Source organism: Sorangium sp. So ce375 (assembly GCF_051473855.1).
In the GTDB taxonomy this organism is placed as follows: Bacteria; Myxococcota_A; Polyangia; order Polyangiales; family Polyangiaceae; genus Sorangium.
The window spans coordinates 12,759,261-12,783,087 of the sequence record NZ_CP150335.1; the positions used below are offsets into that span (position 1 = coordinate 12,759,261).

The 23,827-nt window shown below is 72.4% G+C and carries 15 protein-coding genes; 9 read left to right on the forward strand and 6 right to left on the reverse strand.

Going from position 1 to position 23,827, the window contains the following annotated elements:
* The first annotated feature begins 30 nt into the window (after positions 1 to 30).
* Positions 31 to 1,536 carry a sigma-54-dependent Fis family transcriptional regulator gene (locus WME90_RS47485; protein ID WP_437278730.1) on the forward strand — a complete coding sequence of 502 codons (1,506 nt, stop codon included), beginning with the start codon at positions 31 to 33 and terminating at the stop codon, positions 1,534 to 1,536.
* Positions 1,537 to 1,557: 21 nt separating this feature from the next.
* On the opposite strand, the gene WME90_RS47490 is transcribed toward WME90_RS47485, so the two are convergent.
* The 4 genes from WME90_RS47490 to WME90_RS47505 form a co-directional block, all read right to left on the reverse strand.
* Positions 1,558 to 2,163, reverse strand: a complete 606-nt coding sequence (locus WME90_RS47490) for a hypothetical protein (protein WP_437278731.1) — start codon at positions 2,161 to 2,163, stop codon at positions 1,558 to 1,560.
* A gap of 140 nt (positions 2,164 to 2,303) precedes the next feature.
* Positions 2,304 to 3,869: a hypothetical protein gene (locus WME90_RS47495; protein WP_437278732.1), complete on the reverse strand. Its 1,566-nt coding sequence runs from the start codon at positions 3,867 to 3,869 to the stop codon at positions 2,304 to 2,306.
* Positions 3,866 to 6,721, reverse strand: a complete 2,856-nt coding sequence (locus WME90_RS47500) for a DUF4175 family protein (RefSeq protein ID WP_437278733.1) — start codon at positions 6,719 to 6,721, stop codon at positions 3,866 to 3,868. Before WME90_RS47500 ends, WME90_RS47495 begins: the two co-directional genes overlap by 4 nt.
* A gap of 78 nt (positions 6,722 to 6,799) precedes the next feature.
* Positions 6,800 to 8,086: a GNAT family N-acetyltransferase gene (locus WME90_RS47505; protein ID WP_437278734.1), complete on the reverse strand. Its 1,287-nt coding sequence runs from the start codon at positions 8,084 to 8,086 to the stop codon at positions 6,800 to 6,802.
* 170 nt (positions 8,087 to 8,256) lie between these two features.
* Here WME90_RS47505 and WME90_RS47510 point away from each other — a divergent pair, with 170 nt between their 5' ends.
* The 3 genes from WME90_RS47510 to WME90_RS47520 all read left to right on the forward strand — a co-directional run bounded on the left by WME90_RS47510 (position 8,257) and on the right by WME90_RS47520 (position 13,126).
* Positions 8,257 to 10,254 (forward strand): DsbA family protein, encoded by a 1,998-nt coding sequence (locus WME90_RS47510; protein ID WP_437278735.1) that lies wholly within the window; start codon positions 8,257 to 8,259, stop codon positions 10,252 to 10,254.
* A 162-nt stretch (positions 10,255 to 10,416) separates the two neighbouring features.
* On the forward strand, positions 10,417 to 11,688 hold the full coding sequence (locus tag WME90_RS47515; RefSeq protein ID WP_437278736.1) for a DUF6882 domain-containing protein: 1,272 nt from the start codon (positions 10,417 to 10,419) through the stop codon (positions 11,686 to 11,688).
* A gap of 106 nt (positions 11,689 to 11,794) precedes the next feature.
* Complete coding sequence (locus tag WME90_RS47520) at positions 11,795 to 13,126, forward strand: phosphoribosyltransferase family protein (protein ID WP_437278737.1); 1,332 nt, start codon at positions 11,795 to 11,797, stop codon at positions 13,124 to 13,126.
* Between the two features lie 52 nt (positions 13,127 to 13,178).
* Here WME90_RS47520 and WME90_RS47525 read toward each other — a convergent pair whose 3' ends face one another.
* Positions 13,179 to 14,624, reverse strand: a complete 1,446-nt coding sequence (locus tag WME90_RS47525) for a hypothetical protein (protein WP_437278738.1) — start codon at positions 14,622 to 14,624, stop codon at positions 13,179 to 13,181.
* A 344-nt stretch (positions 14,625 to 14,968) separates the two neighbouring features.
* Here WME90_RS47525 and WME90_RS47530 point away from each other — a divergent pair, with 344 nt between their 5' ends.
* The 5 genes from WME90_RS47530 (at position 14,969) to WME90_RS47550 (ending at position 23,305) form a co-directional block, all read left to right on the forward strand.
* Entirely contained in the window at positions 14,969 to 15,511 is a 543-nt protein-coding gene (locus tag WME90_RS47530; RefSeq protein ID WP_437278739.1) for an inorganic diphosphatase, read from the forward strand.
* 611 nt (positions 15,512 to 16,122) lie between these two features.
* Entirely contained in the window at positions 16,123 to 17,859 is a 1,737-nt protein-coding gene (locus WME90_RS47535; protein WP_437278740.1) for a DUF1592 domain-containing protein, read from the forward strand.
* 51 nt (positions 17,860 to 17,910) lie between these two features.
* A complete protein-coding gene (locus WME90_RS47540; RefSeq protein ID WP_437278741.1) occupies positions 17,911 to 19,224 on the forward strand; it encodes a DUF1552 domain-containing protein in 1,314 nt (437 codons plus the stop codon).
* 303 nt (positions 19,225 to 19,527) lie between these two features.
* Complete coding sequence (locus WME90_RS47545) at positions 19,528 to 20,820, forward strand: DUF1552 domain-containing protein (protein WP_437278742.1); 1,293 nt, start codon at positions 19,528 to 19,530, stop codon at positions 20,818 to 20,820.
* 142 nt (positions 20,821 to 20,962) lie between these two features.
* Positions 20,963 to 23,305 carry a methyltransferase domain-containing protein gene (locus tag WME90_RS47550; RefSeq protein WP_437278743.1) on the forward strand — a complete coding sequence of 781 codons (2,343 nt, stop codon included), beginning with the start codon at positions 20,963 to 20,965 and terminating at the stop codon, positions 23,303 to 23,305.
* Here the strand turns inward: WME90_RS47550 and WME90_RS47555 are convergent.
* Entirely contained in the window at positions 23,298 to 23,750 is a 453-nt protein-coding gene (locus WME90_RS47555) for a nuclear transport factor 2 family protein (protein WP_437278744.1), read from the reverse strand. The two genes, WME90_RS47550 and WME90_RS47555, sit on opposite strands and share 8 nt — an antisense overlap.
* Between the last annotated feature and the right edge of the window lie 77 nt (positions 23,751 to 23,827).

Consider the following 23,827-nt stretch of genomic DNA (forward strand, 5'->3'; position numbering starts at 1 on the left):
ACGCGGATGACGACAAGGGCGGCGCCCTCTATGCTGGATACCGCTCCGCTATCCATGTCGCGCCTCTCGCTGCTCGTCGATCTCGCCTCCCTCCTCGCCCGGGAGGTCGACTTCGACGCCCTCCTCGGCACGGCGTGCGAGCGGCTCGCGAAGGCGCTCCGCGCCGACCGCGCGACGATCTGGCTCGTCGACGCCGAGCGCGGCGATCTCGTGACGCGGGTCGCCGTCCTGCCCGAGCTCCCCTCGCTCAGGCAGCCGCTCGAGCGCGGCATCGCCGGGCACGTCGCCAGGACCGGAGAGGTCGTGCGCGTCGACGACGCCGCGCGCGATCCGCGCTTCGATCCGTCCGCCGACCGGGCGACGGGCTACACGACGCGCTCGATGCTCGTCGCGCCCATCCGCGAGGACGGCGCCGCGCCGATCCGCGGCGTCGTCCAGCTGCTGAACCGCGCGGGCGCGCCCTTCGACGAGGAGGACCAGCTCTACCTCGTCGCGCTCGCGACGCAGCTCGCCCGAGCCCTCTCGCTGACGACGCTCCGCGCAGCCGAAGGCGGCGGTCCGGGGGTCGTGCTGCAGGGCCCGTTCAACCGGATCGTCGGCCGGAGCGAGCGGCTGGCCGCCGTGTACGAGAAGGTCCAGCTCGCGGCCCAGACCGACGCGACCGTGCTGCTCCGCGGGGAGACGGGCACAGGCAAGAGCCTGTTCGCCCGGGCGATCCACGTCAACTCGCGGCGCCAGACGAAGCCCTTCGTCACGGTCGACTGCACGACGCTGCCAGCGCAGCTCGTCGAGAGCGAGCTCTTCGGCCACGAGCGCGGGGCGTTCACCGGCGCGGATCGACGCGTGCCGGGGAAGGTCGAGCTCGCCGAGGGCGGCACGCTGTTCCTCGACGAGCTCGGGGACCTGCCGCTCGACATCCAGGGCAAGCTCCTGCGCTTCCTGCAGGATCGCTCGTTCGAGCGCGTCGGCGGTCGCCAGTCGCTCCGCGCCGACGTGCGCGTCGTGTGCGCCACGCACTGCGACCTCGAGCGCGCGGTCGCCGAGGGCCGCTTCCGGAAGGACCTCTACTACCGAGCGCGCGTCGTCGAGATCGATCTGCCGGCCCTGCGCGAGCGCGGCCCCGAGGACGTCGAGACGCTGGCCCGGCACTTCGCGGATGTGTACGCGACGAGGTACGGCAGGCCATCGCCTCGCTTCGATCCGGACGCGCTCCGCCACATCCGCGCCCACACCTGGCCAGGCAACGTGCGCGAGCTCGAGCACTGGGTCGAGAGCGCCATCGCGCTCGCGCCGGACGGCCGCATCTCCGCGGGGCACCTCCCGGCGCGCCGGCGCGAAGGCGCCCCGCCGCACGCCGCCGCGGCGCCCGATGGCGAGGATCGGGTCGCGCTGCCGCTGGGCCTCACCCTCGACGAGGTGACGCGGCGCTACGTCGAGGCGATGGTCCGGGCGTGCGAGGGGAACAAGACGGAGGCGGCGAAGCGGCTCGGCGTCGGCAGGAACACCCTGGCGCGCGCGCTCCGCGCGAAGCACTGAAGCCGCGCGGCGCGCGCGGCCTCACCCCGGGTCCACCGGGAACGTCAGGCCGATCCCGGCGACCGCCGCGACGGCCGAGGTCTGCCACCCCCCGATCGGCCCGAGCCTCAGCAGAGGGCGCGTCAGGGCGACGTGCAGCTCGAGGAAGCTGCGCAGCTCGAGGTAGTGCGCGATGCGCCACCCGGCGCCGCCGCGCAGGCCGGAGGTGAGCAGCCAGAGGGCGCCGCTCTCCGTCTGGGTGGCGTCCACCGGGGCGGACGCGCGGAGAGCGCCGAGCTGGCAGACGTTGCACAGGAAGACGGCGTCCCTGTGCTTGCAGAGCGACACGACCCCCAGCCCGACGCTGCTGCGGCTCGGCACTGTGCTCGGAAAGGCGCTCGGATTGCTGCCCAACGCGACGATCGCCCGCGCCTCGAGCGACACGGCCAGGTCGCCCCAGCGGACAGCGACAGCGGGGGAGATGCCGACGCCTACGGTGGGCATCAAGCCGAACGCGAGCACGGAGGACGCGCTGAACTCGCTGCGCACAGGCGGCCGCGGAGCGCGCTGCGCGCCGTGGGCGTAGGCCGGGGCCGGCAGGGCGAGGCTCAGCGCGACCATCACGGGGATGCGACAAGGGTTCGGCATCCCGCACACCGTAGGAGCGCGCTCCGGCGCGACGGAATCCGGAGCGGGCGCGCTCTCGCACAAACCGCCGCGCGCGCCCCATTGCGTCGAGCGGCGCCATTTCCTCGGTTCGACGGTTTTTTTATGTCGGATGTGCGGGGCTAGCGCGCCCTGCGGCGCGCGGCCTCGCAGAGCGCCGACCGGAGGGGATCTCCAGGGAGCTCGGGCGGCAGCTTCTCCTCGCAGGCCACGTCGGGGTCCAGCGGATCGAGCGCCGTGCCCGCCGAGAAGGAGCGGTCCCCGTCGGGGCCTCCGTGGAGGAGCCCGTGCAGCGACCACCACCGCCCGTAGCGGCTGTTCACGTCCTCCACCCGCTCGACGAGCGGCGCGGCGCTCGCGCGCTCGCCCGACGCCAGCAGGGCGGCGGCGAGGAAGCAGCGCACCGCGGGCTCGTGCGGCGCGAGCGCCTGCGCGCGCGCGTGCTGGATCGCGGCGGCGGCGTGGTGGCCGCGATCGTGGAGCAGCTGCCCGAGCCGCACCCGCTTGCTCACCTCCTGGCGGTGCGGCATGTCCGCGCCGGGCGCGAGGTCGGGCGGCACGTCGGCCGGCACGCTGGCGAGGTAGGCGCGCCAGCGCTTGTCCCAGGCCGCGAGGTCCGCGCCGGAGATCTCGGCGATCGCCCGCTCGAGGTCCGCGTCGCTGCTCGCGTCCTTGAGCCGGAGCACGAGCTGCGGCAGCGCCGTGTCGCCCGCCTCCTTCGTCCAGTAACGGATGAAGCTCGCGACCTCGGCGAACACCACGGCCGCCTCCTCCGCGCTCGGGAGCATCGCGATCGACGGGCCGATCTTGTCGAGCGGCCGCCCGAGGCCCTTCTGGAGGCCCAGGAAGGCGATGGCGTCCGCGGACGGCACGTCGTCCAGCGGGTCGGGCTCGCGCCAGCGGACCTCCTCGCGCTTGGCCACGCCCTCCTGCAGCCACAGCGGGGCGTTGTCGCGCGTCCCGCGCGACAGCGCGAGGTGCGTTATCTCGTGCGCGAGCGTATCCAGCCAAGGGTAGCCGTTCGGCGTGGCGCGCGGCGAGAGCATCGTCACGCGCCCCCACTTGGCGATGGCGACCGTGCCCGTCGTCCGCGCCGCCTCCTCGGGCAGCCCCGTCATCGCGGAGAGCGTGAACTGATCCCGGACGAGATCGATCCGCAGCGGCTGGAGGAGCTCGACGCCGAGATCCTTCGCGAGCACGTCGCGCGTCCTCGCCGCGACGTCCACGAGGAACGGCACGAGGGCGCGATCGTCGTCGTCCTGGAGCCGCACCCAGACGCCGCGCTCCTCGTCGTTCACGACGACCGTCGCCGCGGTGGCCCGGGCGCAGCCGCGCGCGATGTCCCCGAGCGCCGCGCCCTCCGCCGTCGCCGCGAGATCGGGGCGCGCGAGGATCGCCGAGGCGGCGTCGCAGTCGCCGTCGTAGATCGCGAGGCGGCCGCGCTCGAGCGCGAGCGAGGGGTCCGCCGGATCCGCGTCCTTCAGGGCGTCTCGCGCCGCGGGGAGGTCGATCTCCAGGATCGCGGCCCGCGCACGCGCCGCGCGATCGAGATCGCCGAGGGGGATGCGGCCGGACGCGGTCGCCGACGCCGTCGCGAGCCCGGCGAGGATCGCCGCCCGGAGGCCGCGGCGCGCGATCGCCGCCGCCCCGCGCCGCGCCGCGGCCGCCTCACCGCCGGTGCTCGTCATTTCAGGAGCCCCTCCGCGTAACGCTTGACCGCCTCTCTCAGCCGCGGCTCCGAGGTGCCCCCGAGCCCCTCGAGCACGCGACGGCGGAACTCCTCGGGGCCCTTGTGTTTGTCCTTGTCCGGGATGTCGGCCTTCCTCGCCATGTTCCTATCCCCTTCCGACTCGGCGTCGCCCTCCTGACCCTGGTCCTCGCTGCGCGACATCTCGAGCAGCCGCTGCGCGTCGCGCTGGCGCTCGTTGCCGCCCTCGCCGTCTCCGTCGGCGAGGGCTCGCTGGGCGTCGCGCATCGCCTGCTCGGCCTCGTCGAGGCGATCGAGCATCTCCTCAGGCATGCGGCCGTCGCCGCGCTCGCCGCGCTTGCGGAGCTCGCGCGCGCGGTCCGCGAGCGACCCCTCGCGCTGGCTCGACCTCCCGAGGCCGTCGCGCGCCCGCTCTGCCGCCGCCTGCCGCAGCTTGCGCAGCGCCTCCTCGGCCCAGGCCAGCTCCTCGGCGAGCGGCTGCTGCGCCTCGCCAGCCTCGCGGCCGGCGCGCTCCTCGGGGAAGAAGCCGCCGGCTTGCGCGCCGAGCCGCTTCGCCTCCCCGAGCGAGCGCATCGCGCCGCGGCCGCTCGTCACCGCTTCCTCGGGACGGCCCTGCTCCAGCGCGCCGGCCATCGCCTCGGCCTGCTCCCTGCCGGCCGCGGCGGCGGACTCGGCCGAGCCCGGCGCCGCGCCGGGCTGCGGCAGATCCCGCACGGCCTCGCGGATCGCCTCCGCGTGCTTCTTCGCCTCTTCCCGGAGCGCCGCGACGTCCTCGGGCCGCGACGCGCGCGAGAGCTCCTCGGCGACGGCGTTCGTCTCGGAGGCGTGATCGCGCGCGAGCTCCTCGAGGTCCCGCTCGCTCTGGGCGACGCTCTCGTCGGCGCTCGACGCGTCCCCGGGCTGCGGCCCGCGCGGCGCTCCGGACTCCACCCCGCCGCGGCCGCCGCCGCCGAACGAAGGCTCCGGCCGCCTGAGCCGCGCCGCGAGGTCGCGCGCCGCGAGCTCGGTGTGCATCCAGTCGCCGACGCCGCGGGCGCGCGCGATCCTGCGCAGGTCGTTCGCGACGATCTCGCCGAGGTCGAGGCCGAGCTCGCCGAGCTTGCCGAGCTCGACCCCCCCGCCGCCCAGCACCGTGACGGCCGCCTCCAGGCGGACCTCGCCGCTCTCGCGGTCGCCGCCGCCCAGGAGCTCGGCCGCCGCGGCCGCCTCGTCCGCGACATCGGCGAGCCGCTGCGCGACGGCCTGGGCGTCGCGGTGTCCGAGGCCGCGCAGGCCGGCGTCGAACGCGAGCAGCGCGCCCTCGGTCTCGTCGAGCAGCCCCTGGTGCGCCGCGCGGGTCGTCGATTTCCGCTCCGCGGCGAGCGCCGCGTCGAGCCTGGCCAGCTGACCTCGGGCGAGCGACGCGATGCGCCCCCGCACCCGGAGCCCCCCGTGATCCGCCGAGAGCGCCGCCTCGACCGCCGCCTTTGCGGTCGCCTGCACCTCGGCCTCGTGCGCCGCGTGCGCCGCGGCGCCGCCCGCCTCCGGCGTCCTCTGGCCGATGCGGTCGGCGAGCAGATCCGTCAGCGCGTCGCGCGCCCTCACGAGCGCGGCGTAGCGCCGCGCCTCGGGCTCGCCCACCTGCGGCGGGACGACGAGGATCGCCTCGCTCCTGCCCCATTTCGGGCCCTCGATCGGGTCGTTGTCCCGGGCCTCGATCCGCACCTCGACGGGCACGTACGTCCTTCGGAAGAAGGGATCGCGCGCCCGGAGCTCGTAGCCTCCGCGGTCGACCTTCGCGTCCGCCGCCGGCCGCGAGAGCAAGCGCCGCTCCTCCTTCGCGCCGGCGCGGAGGACGAGATCGACCTCGCGCAGGCCGTGATCGTCGGTGATCTCGTAGCGGAGCGGGATGCTGGGCTCGTCGAGGAGCCTCACCGTGCGCGGCGCGCCCTCGAGCGTGACGCGCGGCGCGTCGTCCGGGATCGACACGACGCGCTGCGCGTCGGCCTGCCGGATGCGCACCCGCCCGAAGCGCGCGGCCGCCTGGAGCGTCGTCGACTCGCCGAGCGTCCAGCGGGCGACCACGCTCCCCTTGCCGTCGTCGACGAACGGCACCTCGGCGCTGCCGTCCGTCAGCACGAGCGCGCGCCCTGCGCGGACGGGGCGGCCGCGCACCGTGAGCACGGTCCCCCGGGGCTGCATCGTCGGCGCGAACGGCATGAGCTCCTCCGTGCCCTGGTGCAGGTACTCGGGCGGCGCCGCCGTCATCTCGACGTCCTCGATCCACGGCAGCGCGAGGGGCGCCTCGCCGCCGCGGGCGGCGAGGACGTCCAGCCCCTCGACGACGCGCGACGGCTCGATCGCCGCCGCCGCGAGCGCCGCCGCGCCGAGGGCGAGGCCCGCGCTCGCCCACCGCGTCGCCGCCTGCCGCGCGCGCGCGATGATGCGCGCCTGCGAGGCGCGGCCGAGCAGCCGCCGGAGGTGCAGGCCGGCGAGCTCCGGCGAGCCGATGCTGTCATCGACCGCGGCGCGATCCACGAGCGCGAGCGCCCGCAGGGTGGCGGCGCCGAGCGCCTCGTCGGTGCGACCGATGATCTCGCGCACCGTGCGCCGTGCGTCGCCGCGCCGCCGCCGCGCGAGGATGGCCCGCGCCGCGATCGCGGCGAGCAGCAGCGCGAGCCCGGCGCCGGCGAGCCCGCGGGCGAGCGGGGACCCCACGCGCGCCACGTGCGCCGCGCCGAACAGCCCCGCGAAGGCCGCCGCGGTGAGCGCGCGACGCGCGGAAGGGTCCACCTCCGCATCCCAGACGGAGCGCAGCCGCGCGATGGACAGGGCCGGCGCCTCGTTATCCATGGTGAGGCAAGGGTAACCGGCGGCAGGATGTGGTCCAGCGGATCGGCGGGACCGCCCGCGAGGCGGGAGCCCGGGCGATCAGACGTCGAGCTCGCCGTCGGTGATGAACCAGCTGTCCGCGTCGAGCAGCACGCGCCGCAGCTCGTCCGGGAAGGCGGGATCGAGGTGTACGATGAGCCACCGCGCGGCGACGCCCGGCGGCTGGGGGCGGGAGAAGAAGCCGAGCGCCCGCAGGCGGGCGCCGAACGCAGGGGGCATCACGAGGGCCAGGCACACGGAGACGTGCCCCTCTCGCCGCATCGCCTGGCAGAACTCGAGCAGCAGGGCGTCGAGCGTGGGGCCGTTGTCCTCGCAGAACAGGTCGCTGATCTCGACCTTGTTGTTGCGCACCAGGTAGACGGTGTAGCCGAGCAGCCGCCCGTCGTGCCGGTCCAGCATGCAGAAGAAGCGGTATCGGACGTCGCCGAGCTGCGCGTAACGCCAGTTCAGGAACTGCGCGCTCCGCTCGCCGACGATCGGCCAGGGCTTCGCCCGCGACCACAGCGCGTCGAAGCGGTGATCGGCGGCGTCCAGGAGCTCGGTGCGCACGCGGCTCCCCTTCGCGAGAAGCACGGCGCTGTCCCGGACCGCCATCGACGCGTCGAGGGCGCTCCCCGCGCCCCGGATCAGGAGGTTGTCCGGCTTCACCGTCGCCCGCTGAACGACGCGCTCGGCGGCGGTCGCCAGCGCATGCGCGAGCGGGGCGGGCGGGTCGCCGGGCGCCGCCGTCTCCCAGAGCGCGCGCCAGCGAGGGTGGGGGACGGCCGAGGCAGCCCGCTCGGCGACCCGCTGCACCACCGCGCTCACGGTGCTCTGCTGCTCCCCGGCCGACGCGGCCGCGAGCTCGTTCAGCTTGTACGAGGCCGTGAGGGGCCGGACCCAGAGGGTGGAATCGGCGATCTTCTTGTAGCCGGCGCGCTGGAAGATCGGGAATGAGGCCTTGTTGGGGAAGCCGAACACGAAGTCGACCCCGGCGTCGCGGCAGCCCTTCGCGAGCTCTCGCTGGATGCTCATGGCGGCGCCGGCGATGCGGTGCGCCTTGGTCACGCCGAAGTCGCCGAGGATGCCGGCCTTGAGCTTGCGCCCGTTGACATAGATGTCGCGCGGGTAGAACGAGCCGCTCCCGATGATCTCTCGCTCCGGTCCGTGAAAGCCCATCCACGTCCGGGGAGGACCGGCCGGGTTCTCCTCCTGGAACCAGCGCATCCGCCGCTCCACGAACTCCTGCGACACCTCGCCGTGCGCGAGGTTCTCTCTCCAGAGCTGCGCGAGGACGTCCCTGTGCTCTTCCGGCTGGATGCGGGCGGCGCTGTAGACCTTCTCCATGGCTTCCGGTGCGCTCTCCTTGCGCGCAGAGCGGCGCGCCGGGCCCGTCATGGCCGAAGGTGGTGAGCGCGTCAATCGCGCCTGGCGGCGTGACGAGGCGTTCCGCGCTGGGCACACCGCGACGCGTGCGCGATGAAGGCGTGATCTCAGAACCGGAGTACACTCGCGCGATGTTTCGCCGCGCCATCGCCGCCGTCGTGTGGCTCTCGCTGCTTTTCGTCCTGGCTTGCAGCCCCGCGCTGCCGCCGTCCCCTCCAGACGCATCGCACGTAACGAAGGGCGGCGGCGCCGCTGCACAGCAGCCGGGCTCGGGCGCCGCGCCGGGAGGGCCGCTCGATGACGTGATGGTCGCCGAGGGCGACCCCGGTCCGGTGCCGGTGACCCGCGCCGATCCGGCGCGCGGCAGCCGGCTCGCGCCCGTGACGATCGTCGTGTTCTCCGATTTCGAGTGCCCGTTCTGCAAGCACCTGGGCGGCACGCTGAGGCAGCTGGAGCAGCGGTACGGCGCGGAGCAGCTGCGGGTCGTGTGGAAGAACTTCCCGCTCGCCTTCCACAAGCAGGCTCGGCCGACCGCCGAGGCCGCGATGGCGGTGTTCGCGCACGCCGGTCCGAAGGGCTTCTGGGCGTTCCACGACGCCATCTTCACGTCCGACGAGCGGCTCTCGCCGGAGGTCGAAGCCACGGCGCTCCGGCGGGCCGGGGTGACCCCTGGCCAGATCCAGCAGCTCGTTCAGCAGAGCGGGGCGGCGCAGAAGGTCGACGCGGACATGGCGCTCGCCGCGCGGCTCGGCGTGAACGGCACGCCGGCGTCGTTCATCAACGGGGTCCTCCTCGTCGGCGCGCAGCCGGCGGAGCGGTTCGCCGAGATCATCGACGCGCAGCTCGCCTCGGCGCGGGCGCTCCGCGCCGAGGGGACGCCGCCTGAGCGGATCTACGCGGAGCTCGCGAAGAAGAATTTCGCCCCTCCCGCCGAGGAGCCCGACGACGCCGACGAGGAGGAGGGCGCCAGCGGCGCGGTGTACCTCGTGCCCGTCGGCGACTCGCCCGTGCGCGGCGCGGAGACGGCGCTCGTCACGATGGTGCTGTTCAGCGACTACCAGTGTCCGTTCTGCAGGCGGGTCACGCCGACGGTCGAGAAGCTCAGGGCGCAGTACGGCGACAAGCTGCGCGTCGTCTGGAAGGACAACCCGCTCCCGTTCCACCCCCGGGCCGAGCCCGCTGCAGAGCTCGCGCGCGAGGCGCGTGCCCAGAAGGGAGACGTCGCCTTCTGGCAAGCCAACGATCGCCTCCTCGCCGGCGAGAACGCCCTCGACGACGCCGCCCTCGAGGCCGTCGCCGCGGACCTCCAGCTGAACGTGGCCGCGGCGAAGCGCGCCATCGCCTCGCACAAGCACGCCGCCAAGATCGACGCCGACGCGGAGCTCGCGGACGATCTCGACGCCCAGGGGACCCCGTACTTCTTCATCAATGGCCGCAGGCTCGTCGGCGCGCAGCCGGTCGAGAAGTTCCAGGCGATCATCGACGAGGAGATCGCCAAGGCGGAGGCCATGGTCGTGGCGGGGACGCCGCGCGCGAAGGTCTACGAGGCCATCCAGAAGCAGGCTGTCCCGCCGGCGCCGCCGCCGAAGGTGTCCGTGCCGCCGCCGCCCAAGGGCCACCCCGGCAAGGGCGCGGCCGCAGGCAAGGTGGTCATCCAGATGTTCTCCGACTTCCAGTGCCCTTATTGCGCGCGCGCCGCGGCCACGATGGACGAGATCATCAAGGCGTTCCCGGGCAAGGTCCGCGTTGTCTATCGCCACCTGCCGCTCCCCTTCCACCCCGAGGCGCAGCTGGCCGCCGAAGCGGCCATGGAAGCGCTCGCGCAGAAAGGGCCGGCCGGCTTCTGGAAGATGCACGACCGGCTCTTCAAGGCCCACGACGCCTCGAACCTCGACCGCGCGGCCCTGGAGCAGCACGCCGCGAGCATCGGGCTCGACGCGGCGCGCTTTGCCAAGGCGCTCGACGAGCACACCCATCGGGCCGCCGTCGAGGGCGACGCGCAGACCGCGCGGAGCGCCGGCATCACCGGGACTCCCGGGTTCGTGATCAACGGGTACATGGTCAGCGGAGCCCAGCCGCTCGCGAAATTCAAGAAGGTAGTTCGCCGCGCCCTCAGCGAAGCGAACTGAACACGACCTGAACACGCGCGACATGCGCGTCCAGGCACGCGTGCGCGCGGGTTTCGGGCTCCAGGACCGGCGCTCCGGGTGACCTGCCTCTCCGTCCGGCAGGTGCGCTCCTCGGGGCGCCTCCATCGGTGTTGCGCTTCGAGCTCGTGATACCTTGTCGCAATGCCCAAACCGCGCCGTCGAGGGACATCGGCCGAACCCAGGCGCACCGTCAAGGCATCGAGCGGACCGGCGCGCGCGCGGCGTCATGGCAAGGCGGGCGAGCGCGGTGGCGCAGAGGCGGGGCCGTCGGCCACGCTGCGCGACAGGCAGGAGCGGTCGCCTGCGAGCTCGCGAGCCAGGCCCAAGAAAAAGGCCGCGACCTCGCTCGTGGAGGCCGCTGCGGCGAAGCGCTCGGCGGCGCCGAAGAAGCGCTCCGCCGCCGAGCGACCGGCGGCGCCGAGGAAGCGCGCCGCCGCCGAGCGGCCCGCGGCGCCGAGGAAGCGCGCCGCCGAGCGGCCCGCGGCGCCTAGGCTGCGCCCGCCGACGGCGCGCGCTGGCGAGCAGGCCCACGCCGCGCCGCCGAAGCGGCGAGCCCGGGGCGCGAAGGCGAAGCGCGACGCGGACGACGCGGAGTTCTCGCCGCCCCGGCCGCCGGAGCTCGACTGGGACGACACGCCGTCTGGCAGCGCCGAGGAGGCCCTCGCCCAGCGCTGGGCGGCGCGGGGCGAGGAGCTCTTCCAGCAGCTCGAAGGCCACGGCGCCGGGCCCCACGAGTACCGCGCCGATCTCAAGGAGGGGCGCTTCGTCTGGATCGCGCCGAGCGGGCGCGTGTCCGCCGAGGCGAGCGCGCGCCTCCTGTGCAGCTGGTCGCGCGCGACGTCGGTCCTGGTCATGGCGTGGGCCGACCCGCTCGTGAGCGGCGCGGGGGTCGAGCGCATCGACGGGATGCCCCCGGAGCAGGACGGCATCGACGAGAACGGCGCCTGGCAGATCGCGATGAAGGCGGCCGACGCCTGCGGCGCCGCCTACCTCTACCGCGTGTCCTCGCCGCAGGCCTGGTACTTCCTCGCGCTCGACGAGCTGACGTTCTCACCGAAGCGCACGTCGTTCCACCCCGGAGCGCCGGTCGGCCTCGTGCTGCACGCCATCGGTGAGGTGCGCGAGGCGATCGCGTCGCGCGCTGAGCCCGCCGACGTCGTCCGCGAGAGGATCTCCGCGCTCAGCGACTCGCTGTTCCACCAGGCCAAATACGCCTACCGGGACACCGACTGGGTCGCGCGCCTCGATCGGACCGGCTCGTGCCTCGCGCACCTCGCGAGGCGCATCCCGCGCGCAGACTTCAGCGCGGTCGCGGCCGGCCAGCGCGTCGACGAGTGGATCGAGCGCGAGCTCGCGCTCGAGCTGATCAACTCGCTCTCGCTCATCGAGGACGAGTGGAGCCTGTTCGGCTGATGCGGCGCTGACCTGCCGTCGCGCCGCGGCCGAGCCCGCGCAGCGCGGCGCGCCCCGCGGCACCGCTCTTGAAGGGTCGCAGGGGCGGACGTGAGGGGAGGCGGCGATGGGGCGAGCGAAGCTGTTCCAGGATCGCAGGGACGCCGGGCGCAGGCTCGCGCAGCTGCTCTCGGGGTACAGGAGCGAGGCGCCGCTCGTGCTCGCCCTGCCACGCGGCGGCGTCGAGGTGGGCTACGAGGTGGCGCGCGCGCTGGGCGCGCCGCTCGATGTGTGGATCGTGCGCAAGCTCGGCGCACCCGGGCAGCCGGAGCTCGGCGTGGGCGCGATCTCCGAGGGGGGCGAGGTGTACATCGATCGCAACCTCGTCGCGCTGCTCGGGATCTCCGAGGAGGAGCTCGCCGAGCTCGCGGAGCACCAGGCCGCCGAGGTGGAGCGCCGGGTGCGCCGGTTCCGGGGCGACAGGCCGACGCCCGCCGTCGAGGGGCGGACGGTGATCGTCGTGGACGACGGCATCGCGACCGGCGGCACCGTGCGGGCCGCGCTGCGCGACCTGCGCAAGCGCTCGCCGAGGCGGCTCGTGCTCGCCGCGCCGGTCGCCGCGCCGTCGAGCCTGTCGTCGCTCAGCCGTGAGGTCGACGGCATCGCCTGCATCGAGGAGGACCCGGGCCTCCAGGCGATCGGCGCCTACTACGAGGACTTCTCGCAGACGTCCGACGACGCGGTCGCCCTGCTGCTCGCCGAGGCGCGGCGCGAGCTGCCGACGGAGGAGCGAGCGCAGCGGCCCCTCTTCGTCGAGGCGGGGACGGCGTCGCTGCCCGGGGACCTCGCGATCCCGGAGAGGGCGGGCGGCCTCGTGATCTTCGCGCACGGCAGCGGCAGCAGCCGGAGGAGCCCTCGCAACCGCTCGGTCGCGGAGGCGCTCTGGCGGTGGGGGCTGGCCACGCTGCTCTTCGACCTGCTCACCGACGAGGAGGAGGCGGAAGATCGCCGCAGCGCCCGCCTCCGGTTCGACGTCGATCTGCTCGCGCGGCGGCTGATCGGGGCGACGGACTGGGCGCTCGCGCGCCCCGAGCTCCGCCACCTCGCCGTCGGCTACTTCGGCGCCAGCACCGGCGCGGCGGCCGCGCTCGTCGCGGCGGCGGCGCGGCCGCGCGTCGTGGGCGCGGTCGTCTCGCGGGGCGGCAGGCCCGACCTCGCGGGCGCGGCCCTGGCGATGGTGCGCGCGCCGACGCTGTTCATCGTGGGCAGCGCGGACACCGCGGTGCTGGCGCTGAACCAGGCCGCCCTCGACGGCCTCGCTGGCCCGCGCCGCCTCGCCGTGGTGCCTTCGGCGACGCACCTGTTCGAGGAGCCGGGCGCGCTCGCGGCGGTCGCCCGGCTCGCCGGCGAGTGGTTCGCGCAGCACCTGATCCCGAAGGGAGACGAGGCGAGGGTGTGACGCGCCGGGCGGCCGGCCGGCGTCCGCGTGGAGCGCGCGGCCGGCGCGGCGCTCACCTGGAGAGCCAGACGGTGTACCCGTGCGGCATGAACGGCGCCTCGTCGGGGTCGAACGGGTGGGTTCGGATCATGCTCCCCGCGTTGACGCCCACGACGAGCAGCCCCGAGAGGCCGTCGAGCCCCACCACCGTGCGCTGCGCGCGGCTGCTGCCGAAGACGCCGGCCACGTCGACGCGGCCGGCCTCGGCGCCCTGCTCGTCGATCTTCACGATGGCCCAGCGGAACAGCGCGGGCAGCTCCCAGTCGGCCACGAAGGTGATCTCGGCCGTCTTGAGGTCCTGCCGGGCGGCCGCCTTCTCCGCCGAGAGATCGAGCCAGAGGTAGGTCGCGCCGGTCGGCTCGATCGGGCGCAGGGGCGCGACCCGTCGCGGCAGCGTCGCGTAGGGCAGCGACCACTCGAAGCGAACCCGGCCGAAGTCGCCGAAGCGCTCGGCGTCCGAGAGGTGGGCGCCGTCGCTGCGGCTGCCCAGGAACGCCCGCGCGATGGCGAACTCGAGGAGCAGGTCGCCGAGGTCCTCGCCGCGGGATCGGAGGGACGCCCGGAGCGCGTCGAAGGTGTCGGGCTCCGCGTGGAAGCGCGCCGCGCCCGCGGGCGTCGACTGCGCCGCGATGGCGAGGAGCGACGCCGCGATCTGCGCCGGCGTCCCGGTGCCGTAGGCGTCGTCCAGGTACCACGGAAAGAGCAGGCCGCCGTCGAGCGCGCCGAGCGCCGCGCCGGTGATCGCCCGCTCCGGCGCGCGCTGGAAGGCGTCGACGGCGGCGAGCTCCTCGGCCGCGCAGGGCGCCGCGATGGCGGCGAGGTAGCTCGCCGTCATGGCGAGCGCGCCCTCCTCCGCCCCGGCGTCGAGGCGCGTGGCGACGGCGTAGCCGAGCGCGTAGGCCGCGTCGGACGCGCTCGCGCACCCGCCGCGCTCCGGCGCCGCGATGATGGCGAACGCGCTCGCGGCGTCGAACCGCTCCCCGAGCGCCCGCAGGTCGTGCCCGACGCGCATCGGGCCGCGGCGCGGGCCGCGCTCCAGGTAGAGATCGTACGACGGGCCGCCGCCCCGCGCTCCGTCGGGGAGCGGCCGTGGCAGGCCGAGCGCGTCGTAGGCCCGCATCGCCGCCTCCAGCTGGGCGAGGGCGTCGAGGAGGGCGGCGCCGGGAACGCCCGCGGGCGCGTGGACGCAGAGGGGCAGCGTGAAGGAGCAGGCGCGCTGCGGCGCGTCGCGGTCGTCGGGGCGCTGCACCGGCGAGACGACAGGTCGGCCTTCAGCCGGCGGGGCGGCGGCCTCCGCGGCGGTGTCGTCACCGAGCGCCCCGGCCTGCGCGCTCGCAACGGGCGAGGGTGACCCGGGCGACGGCGCGCCCGGCGCCCGCGCCGCTGCCGCGAGGGGGCCGCCGAAGGCCGCGGCCAGCGCCAGGAGCGCGAGCACCCAGGGCGCCTTGCGCCGCAGCACGGGCGCCTGCTCCCGTCGCTCGGGTAGGGCGTGTGTGGGGAACGGTCTCATGGGGAGCGCTGCAGCCATCCGGAAGCCCGCTGGCGAGTCTGCCCCGGCGGCTTCGCGCAAGCTCATCGCACGAGCGACGGCCCTTGCCCATGCTCGCCAACGCGAGCGCTGCACCTCGCGCGCCCGCCGGCCCGCGCCGCGCGTCCGCCGGCCCTCGCCGCGCGCCGGCGGCTCGTCATCGTTCGAGAGCGGGAATGTGGGAGTGTCTGGACCCTGACTCACCGAGTCGAACTCCTGCTATCCTGCGAGCCCCTCACCCGCCTCCACGGCGGGCGAAAGCTCAGGACGGCTCAATGACCCATCCGCTCCACGACATCTTGCTCCCCGACAGCCGACACGACTTCTTCCCCGTGGTGATCGAGATCCCGAAGGGATCGAAGTGCAAGTATGAGCTCGACAAGAAGACCGGGCTCTTGATGCTCGACCGCGTGCTCTACTCGTCAGTGCACTACCCGGCCAATTACGGCTTCATCCCCCAGACGCACGCGGGCGACGGCGATCCCCTCGACGTCCTCGTCCTCATGCAGGAGCCTGTCGTGCCGCTCACGATCGTGAGGGCGCGCGCCATCGGCGGCTTCTTCATGCGCGACGACAAGGGCGTCGATGACAAGATCATCGCGGTCGCCGTGGACGACCCCTCCGTTGCCCACTACCTGACCCACGAGGAGCTGCCGCCGCACGTGACCAGGGAGCTCATGCGGTTCTTCATCGACTACAAGACGCTGGAGAACAAGCTCGCAGAGGTAGACACGATGTACGACAGGAACCGCGCGCTGGAGGTCATCGAGGAGTCTGTCGCGAGCTATCGCTCGATCAGCGCCTGGTCCAAGGGCTGACGCGGCCGGCTCTGGGGGCCCACCAGCGCACGGATGGATCGCGGATGCGGTGGATCGCGCTTCCTGGACCGCTTAAGGTCCACCCCTCGCAACCTTCGAAAAAATCCAGAAACCGCCCATCCAGGCCTGAGGCAACCCTGCGAGATCACCCGGCACGAGGGTTGCTTTACCGCCCCGCTGTGGATCGCTCCTCGATGCTCATGGACGACGAAGGCAAGCCCCAGCGGCTCGCCGAGAGCCGTGAGGTCGGGGTGCGCCTGGCGATCCAGCGGCTCCGATTCGGCCTCGGGTTGGATGGCAGGCGACACCATGAATCGGCTCAACGCAGAGCGTCGAGCTCTACTTCCTTCACCTGGAGAACCAACGAGGGCTCGCCATGACGCAGGCAGGATGAGCGGACATGGCAGAGGCGCTGCAACGATTCGAACGTGCGTGACGCAACGCGAACGATTCAATGAAAAGCCATTGAAGCGCGGAATTTGTGCTTGGATTTTCGAGGCGACACCGCTTGATCGGGGCTTGACAACATGAGAGACATCAGCTTTTCTCAAGCAATGATGAGCACGCTTAATAGCTTAGTTTCGGCGAAAGCGTGTCGCCGCTACTCCGCAGTGGCGCTTCTCCTCGCCGGCCCGCTCGGTTGCTTGGGCAACCTCGGCAATCCCGACGGGACGCCCTCCGAGACCGGTAGCAGCGGCAGCAGCGACGGCAGCGGAAACGGTAGCAGCAGCAGCAGCGGCGGCGATGGCGGCGGCATGCAAGATCCGCCGGAGATGCCCTCGGAAATCCCGGACGTGTCGCAGTGCGAGGTCGCGGACAAGAGCACCCCGGGCCCGCGCGTGGTGCGTCGCCTGACGGTGGAACAATTCGAAGCCACTGTTCGCGACCTCTTCAAGGACCAGAGCGTCGCCCTTCCGAGCATCTTCAACGATCCGATGGTGCTCGGGTTCTTCGCCGACGCGAACGCGCTGGTGATCCGCGACCTGACGGCCCAGCAGATCATGGACTGGGCCGAGACGACCGCCGACTGGGCGGTGACGAACAAGCTCTCCAGCATCACCTCGGTCACATGCAGGACCGTCGAGCAGAGCTGCCGGGTCGAGTTCATCCGCGACTTCGGCCGCCGCGCGTTCCGCGACAAGCTCACGGAGGAGCGCGTCGCGTCCTACGACGATCTGTTCGAGGCGGAGAAGACGTTCGAGGACGGCGCCAAGGTGGTCGTGAGCGCCATGCTGCAGTCGCCGTACTTCCTGTACCGCCACGAGATCGGGACCGAGCCGAACGGCGCGGGCGTCTACGAGCTCACCCCGCACGAGGTCGCGAACAACCTCTCGTACCTGCTGACCGGGACGATGCCGGACGACGCTCTGCTGCAGGCCGCCGACGCCGCCGCCGAGCAGGGCACCACCCTGACCAGCGAGCAGATCGCCCAGCACGCGCAGCGCCTGCTGGAGGACTCGGCGACCAGGCCGCTCGCCGAGAAGGAGATGATGCGGTTCATGCGCGGCTGGCTCCAGCTGAACCGCCTCGTCACCGCGGTGAAGGACAACACGATCTTCGAGCTCACCGACGCCCTGCGCAAGGACATGATGGCCGAGACGCAGGCGCTCGTCGTCGACACCGCGTTCAACCAGAACGGCACGTTCGCCGACCTCCTGAAGGCGAACTACACGTTCATCAACTCCAGCCTGGGCGCGCATTACGGCATCAACGGCGCCGGGGGCAGCGAGCTGACGAAGGTGACGCTCACCCCGGGGCAGCGCGACGGGGGCATCCTGGCCCACGGCAGCTTCCTGACGGGGCACGGCAGCGCCAAGCTGTCCTCGCCGACCCAGCGCGGCAAGATGGTCCGCACGCGCCTCCTCTGCGAGCCGCTCGAGCCCCCGCCGCCCGGCGTGGATCCGAACGTCAAGCCCCTGGAGACCCCGGCGACGACGCGGGAGATGGTCGAGCAGCACACGAAGGCCGAATATTGCGCGGGCTGCCACAAGCTCACCGACAAGATCGGCGTGGGCTTCGAGCACTACGACACCTTCGGTCGGTGGCGGAACGACGAGAACGGGATCCCCGTCGACGTCACCGGCACGATCGTCGAGCCGCCCAGCGGTGAAGATTTCAATTTCAGCGGCGTGACCGAGCTGGCCGACTATCTCGCGGCCAGCGAGGACGTCAAGGCGTGCATGGTCCGTTACTGGTCGTACTACGCGTTCGGCGGCACCTGGAATCAGGACGGCTGCACGTACGAGGAGGTCCAGGAGGACGCGGCCGCCAACGAGTTCCGCCTCAAGAACGTGTGGCTCGCGCTGACGCGTGCGCCGCACTTCACCCGCAGAGTTCAAGGTCCGTGACCCCACGGCTGCAACCCAAGAACAGATCGGTAGCGAGTGAAAGGATCGGTCATGCGCAGCCACAGTCGTAGGAAGTTTCTTAAGGGTGTCGGGGCGAGCCTGGGGGCCAGCCTTCTGTTCTCTCCCTTCTATGATTCCATCGCCAACGCGGCTCCCGGGAAGAAGCCGAAGCGGCTCCTGATCTTCTTCACCATGGGGACCGCCCCCTCGATCTGGAAGCCCACGAGCGTCTCCGGCGAGACCCCCACGTTCAGCGAGTCCACCTCGCCGCTCGCGGAGATCAAGGAGCACATCGTGATGCTGGACGGCCTCCCCAGCGGGAGCCCCAGCAACAACCACGGGTCCGCCGACGGGCTCACCGGGATGGGCTATTACAGCAACGGCCCCTACGGGCTGATCTCGGTCGACCAGTACATCGTCGAGAAGCTGAAGGGGCTGGGGACGCCCGTTCCCTCGCTCCTGCTCGGCGCCGCCGTCGAGGGCGGCAAGACGGGGTTCTACAGCAAAGGGACCAACCAGGTGCCCATCGGCTCTCCCGTCTCCGCCTACTCGACCGTGTTCACGGGGGTGAAGCCGTCCAACCCGGGCAGCAACGACAACACCGCCGCCGCGGACCAGCTGCGCCGTCGCAAGAGCGTCCTCGACAACCTCACGCGCGAGCTCACGTCGCTCAAGGGAAACCTGGGGAAGGAGCAGCAGTACAAGCTGGATCTGCACCTCGAGTCGATCCGTCAGCTCGAGAATCGGCTCTCGAACACGATGACCGGGGGAGGGGGGGAAACGGGCGCCTGCTCCGTCCCCGGCTCGCCCACCGGCGACATGGCCAATGGCATGAAGGCCAACCAGCATCATCTGGATATCATCGTCGGGGCGTTCGCGTGCGATATCACCCGGGTCGCCTCGATCCAGTGGGGCTCGGATCAAATGATGAGGGCGGATCTGCCGGAGATCAGCCTCGCCAACGAAGAGCACAACGGCATGATCCACACCGGCGCCCCCGCGCACCTCGACCTGATCAAGCTCGAGAAGTGGCTGCACCAGCAGTTCGTCGCCGTCGTCAAGAAGCTGAAGTCGATCCCCGAGGCCGACGGCTCCGGGACGCTCCTCGACAACACGCTCGTCGCCTGGTGCCGCGACATGGGCGACGCGCCGAACCACACCCAGAACGAGATGAAGTTCGTCCTGGCGAGCGGCACGGGCGGTTACCTGAAGACGGCCCCGAACGGCCGGTTCATCAAGAGCGGCGAGCGGCATGAGCGCGTGCTGCTCAGCCTGTGCGACGCGATGGGCGTCACGGACTACTCGGGCTTCGGCGATCCGGCTCTGCCCAACAAGTCGCCGCTCCCCGGCATCGCCGCGACCTGACACCGAGAGCGCGATGCCGCTCGCCGCGACAGGTGCGCCCCCACGCACCTGTCGCGGCGAGCTCCGTTGGTGCGCTCTCCCGGCCGTCGAACGCGGTCCGCGGGCACAACGAAGAGAACTGGCACCCTTCCACGAAAGCGGCCCGGTTGTGGCGCGTGATGCCTGTCGAGAACGGGCCATGCCGACAACACCGCTCATCGAGCGCGCTGGCGCGTGCGCCGTGCTATACAATGCTTTGAACTTGAAGTCCGTGAGTCCCACGGCGAACACTCATAGAAGAGCGGTAGCGTGAAAGGGTCGTTCATGCGCAGCCATCGTCGTAGAGAATTCCTTAAGGGGCTGGGGGCCAGCGTCGGGGCCGGCTTCTTGTTCACCCCCTTCCTCGACTCCATCGCGGAGGCGGCGCCCGGGCGGAAGCCCAAGCGGCTCCTGCTGTTCTGCACGATGGGCACCGCGCCCCAGATTTGGAAGCCCACGAGCGTCTCCGGCGAGACCCCCACGTTCAGCGAGGCCACGGCGCCGCTCGCGGACGTGAAGCAGCACGTCGTGCTCGTGGACGGCCTCCCCAGCGGGAATCCGGGGAACAACCACGGCGCGCCCGACGGCCTCACGGGCCTCGGCTTCGGCGACCCCTCCAAGCAGATCTCCGTCGATCAGTTCATCGCGGACAAGCTGATCGCCGCAGGCACGAAGACGCAGATCCCCTCGCTCTTGCTGGGGGCCGAGAGCACGGTGAGCGGCGGGAAGTCGCCGTATTACCGCAAGGACAACCTGCCGACCATCGCCTCTCCGACGTCCGCCTATTCCACCGTGTTCGGCTCGGCGATCCCGACGAACACGACCTCGAACGACCTCTTGCGCCGTCGCAAGAGCGTCCTCGATCACCTCAAGAACGAGATCAAGGCGCTCGAGGGGAACCTCGGCTCCGAGCAGAAGTACAAGCTGGAGCTGCACCTCGATTCGATCCGACAGATCGAGGAGCGGCTGGCCAACGCGTCGTCGGGCGACAACGGCGGCGGCTGCAGCGCGCCGACGAAGCCCGCCACCGATCCCGCCAACCCGCTCCAGGCCAACCTGCTCCACATGGATGTCCTCGTCGGCGCGCTCGCGTGCGACGTCACCCGGGTCGCCGCGATCCAGTGGGGCTCGGATCAGGCCATGAACGTCGATCTCCCGGAGATCGGGCTGAAGGGCGAGGAGCACGGCTCCATGATCCACACCGGCGCGCCGGCGCACCTCGACCTGATCAAGCTGGAGAAGTGGCTGTCGCAGCGGTTCGTCGACCTCATCAAGAAGCTGAAGGCGATCCCCGAGGCCGACGGCTCCGGGACGCTCCTCGACAACACGCTGATCGCGTGGTGCCGCGACATGGGCGACTCGCCGAACCACAACCAGAACGAGATGAAGTTCGTCCTGGCGAGCGGCGAGGGTGGCTATCTGAAGACGAGCCCTGGCGGCCGGTACATCAAGAGCGGCGAGCGGCACGAGCGCGTGCTGCTCAGCCTGTGCGACGCGATGGGCGTCACGAGCTTCAACGGCTTCGGCGATCCGAACCTGTCGGCCAAGTCGCCGCTCCCGGGCCTCGCGGCCAGCTGAGGCGCCCGGCGCGCGGCTCCCGCTGCGCGCTCTTCGGTCCTCGGCGTCTCCGGCGCCCGCCGCGACGCGGCCGGCAGCGTGCGCTCTCTCAGGCCCACTCCGCCGTCGACCCCCGTCCCGCGCCGCGCGTACACTGGTCGCCATGACGACGCGCGCGCCGGCGGGGTACGAGGCAGATCAACGGCGAGACGACCTGTCCGCGTACGCGCGGTACCTGTCCGGGATGGACGCGTCGATGCGCCAGAAGGTCGCGCTCACGGCAGCGCACCTCCTGTGCGAGGGCCGCGTCGCCGACATGGGCATGGGCTCGGGGCAGGGCAGCGCCGCGCTGGCCCAGCTCTACCCGCGCCTCGAGGTGATCGGCGTCGACATCGATCCGACGGTCGTCGAGCTCGCGCGCCGCGCTCATCAGCGCCCGAACCTCGGCTTTCAGCTGGGCGACATCGCCAAGGCGGTATTCGCGCCCGAGAGCCTCGACGGGATCTTCGACTCGTCGGTGCTCCACCACGTCACCTCGTACGGCGGCTATCGCCACGCGAACGCCGCCGATGCGCTGGCGGCGCAGGTGGAGCAGCTCTCGCCGGGCGGCGTGCTGGTGGTGAGGGACTTCGTCGATCCGGGGCCGGAGGCGGTGCTCCTCGACGTGCCCGCCGACGACGGCGACGACGGCCGTGACCCCCAGCGCGCCTCGACGGCGGCGCTGCTCGAGCGGTTCGCGGGCGAGTTTCGCTCGCTCTCGCCGGACCCGGGCTTCCCGCTCGAGCGCGCCCCGCTCGAGCCATCCGGCGCGCTGCCCGCGCCGCGCCCGGGGTGGCGCCGGTACCGGCTCGCCCGCAAGCACGCTGTCGAGTTCGTGTTGCGGAAGGATTACCGCGCCGACTGGGAAGCCGAGGTCAAGGAGGAGTACACCTATTTCTCGCAAGCGCAGTTCGAGGCGCTCTTCGCCCGCCTCGGCCTGCGCGTGCTGTCGTCGACGCCGCTGCGCAACCCCTGGATCGTGCGGAACCGGTTCGCCGGTCGCTTCGAGCTCCGGGACGCCACAGGCGCCCTCCTGCCTTATCCGCCAACGAACTACCTGATCGTCGGAGAGAAGGTGAAGGCAGGCCAAGGGGTCGCGTTCCGGCTCGCGCCCGCGGAGAGCCCTCGGCAGTTCTTGAGGATCGAGCACCACCAGGATCGGGCGACAGGGCGGGTGTTCGATCTGGCGGCGCGGCCGCACCCCACGCTGGATATCGTGCCGTTCTTCTTCGCGGGCGAGACGGCCTATGTGCTGGCGAGGACGAGCTATCCTCGGCCGATCGCGCGGGCCTGCCGCGAGGAGACGCCTCCGCTCGACGGCAGCGGGCCGGCCGACTACCTCGCCGAGCCGATCGCGGTCGTGCAGACCGAGCTCCCGGTCGGGCACACGGTCGAGCGTGCGCTGGAGCGGGCGGCCGGGGTGCGGGCGGCGGCGATCCAGCGCATGATCCCGGGCACGACGTATTACCCGTCGCCGGGCGGCATCCTCGAAGAGGTGCGCTCGATGCTGGTGCAAGTCGAGCCCACGTTCGTGAACGCTCCCTCGGAGAACGTCTCGGGATTCGGCACCTCGGGCCGCATCCGCGCCATCGAGGCGCGCCAGCTGCTGCGCGCCGCCCAGGTCGGCGGCCTGCCCGACGCGCGGCTCGAGCTGAACGTCTACGACCTCCTGGCGCGCTTCGGCGTGCCGTTCGGGCCGTGGATCGGCGACGAGATCCCGCTCGCGGCGGCCGGCGCGGGCGTCGCTGGCGCGGGCGCCGGCACCGGCGATGACGGCAGGGTGGCTGTCGTGCAGCCGACCTCGCTCGGCGCGCTGCTCGCGCGCCCGAGCCGCCGGCGTTTCTCGCGGGTGGATCCGAGCGCGAGCGCCGGGTTCCTGGAGGTGCGACGGGCGCGCTTCGAGGAGCTGACCGCGGACGGCGGCGTCGTCGCCGCGCGAGAGCTGGAGTACGTGGTGCCGCGGTCGCTCGGGGTGCTGACGGTCTCGACGGCGCTGCTCGCGCGGGCGCCCTCGGGGGAGGTCGTGCTCGGCGTGGACGACGACGATCTGCCTGCCGCCCAGAGCTTCTCGGGCAACAGCGGCATCCTTGTCGCGCCGGCGTGGCGCCTGCCTCGGAGCGTGGGCACGCTGGCGGCCGCCGAGGCGTTCGTACGGGAGCGGCTGCTCGTCGAGTACGGCGTTCAGGTGGGGGCGGCCGTCGAGCTCGGAGGCGTCTACCGCCCTTCGGCTGGGCTGACCCCGGAGCTGGTCCAGCCGCTCGCCTTCGTGGTCTCCGCGGCGCCTGCCGCGGCCGCCGCCGTGCCCGACCTCGCGCAGGCGTCCGCGGCGGCCCAGCGCCTCTCGTGGGTGCCGCTGACCGACCTCGTCGCGGGCCGAGAGCACCTGCCGGACGGCCACCTCCGCGTCGCGGCCCTGCGCGCGGCGCACGCGCTCGGCCTTTCGAGCGCGCCTCCGGGCTTTACCTGAGCGCTTCCTCGAACATGTTCGTGTTGCCGGTCTGGTACGACACCGTGAACGTCACCTTGACGATCTTCCAGCCGTCGGCTCGCTTGGAGAGCTCATAGCGGTAGTGACCCGCGACCATCCAGTCCTCGCCGCCCGGCGCGCGCGCGAACCGATGGTAGGCGCGGACATGGCACTCCACGGTGGCGCGCTCGCCGCTGAGCTCGATATCGAGGGGGCCGAGGAAATGTTGTGTCGTGTCGATCGCGCTGTGAAACTTCCTCCAGCCCGCCAGCAGATCGTCCGGCGTCTGCTCCTGCACCTCGCCCCCGAGGACCGACGTGAAATCGGTCACGACGACGTCGGCATAGAGACCGCGGAGCTCGGTCCAGCGCCGAGCATCGATGTGGTGCGCGACCCGGACAACGACATTCTGGATCGCCTGCGCGTCATTCAGCTCTTGGGTCATTCTCGGCCCTCTCGTCGGGTGAAACCGTGAGATCTCTCGAACCGTACCTGATCGGATGAGAGGTGCGGTTAACATGG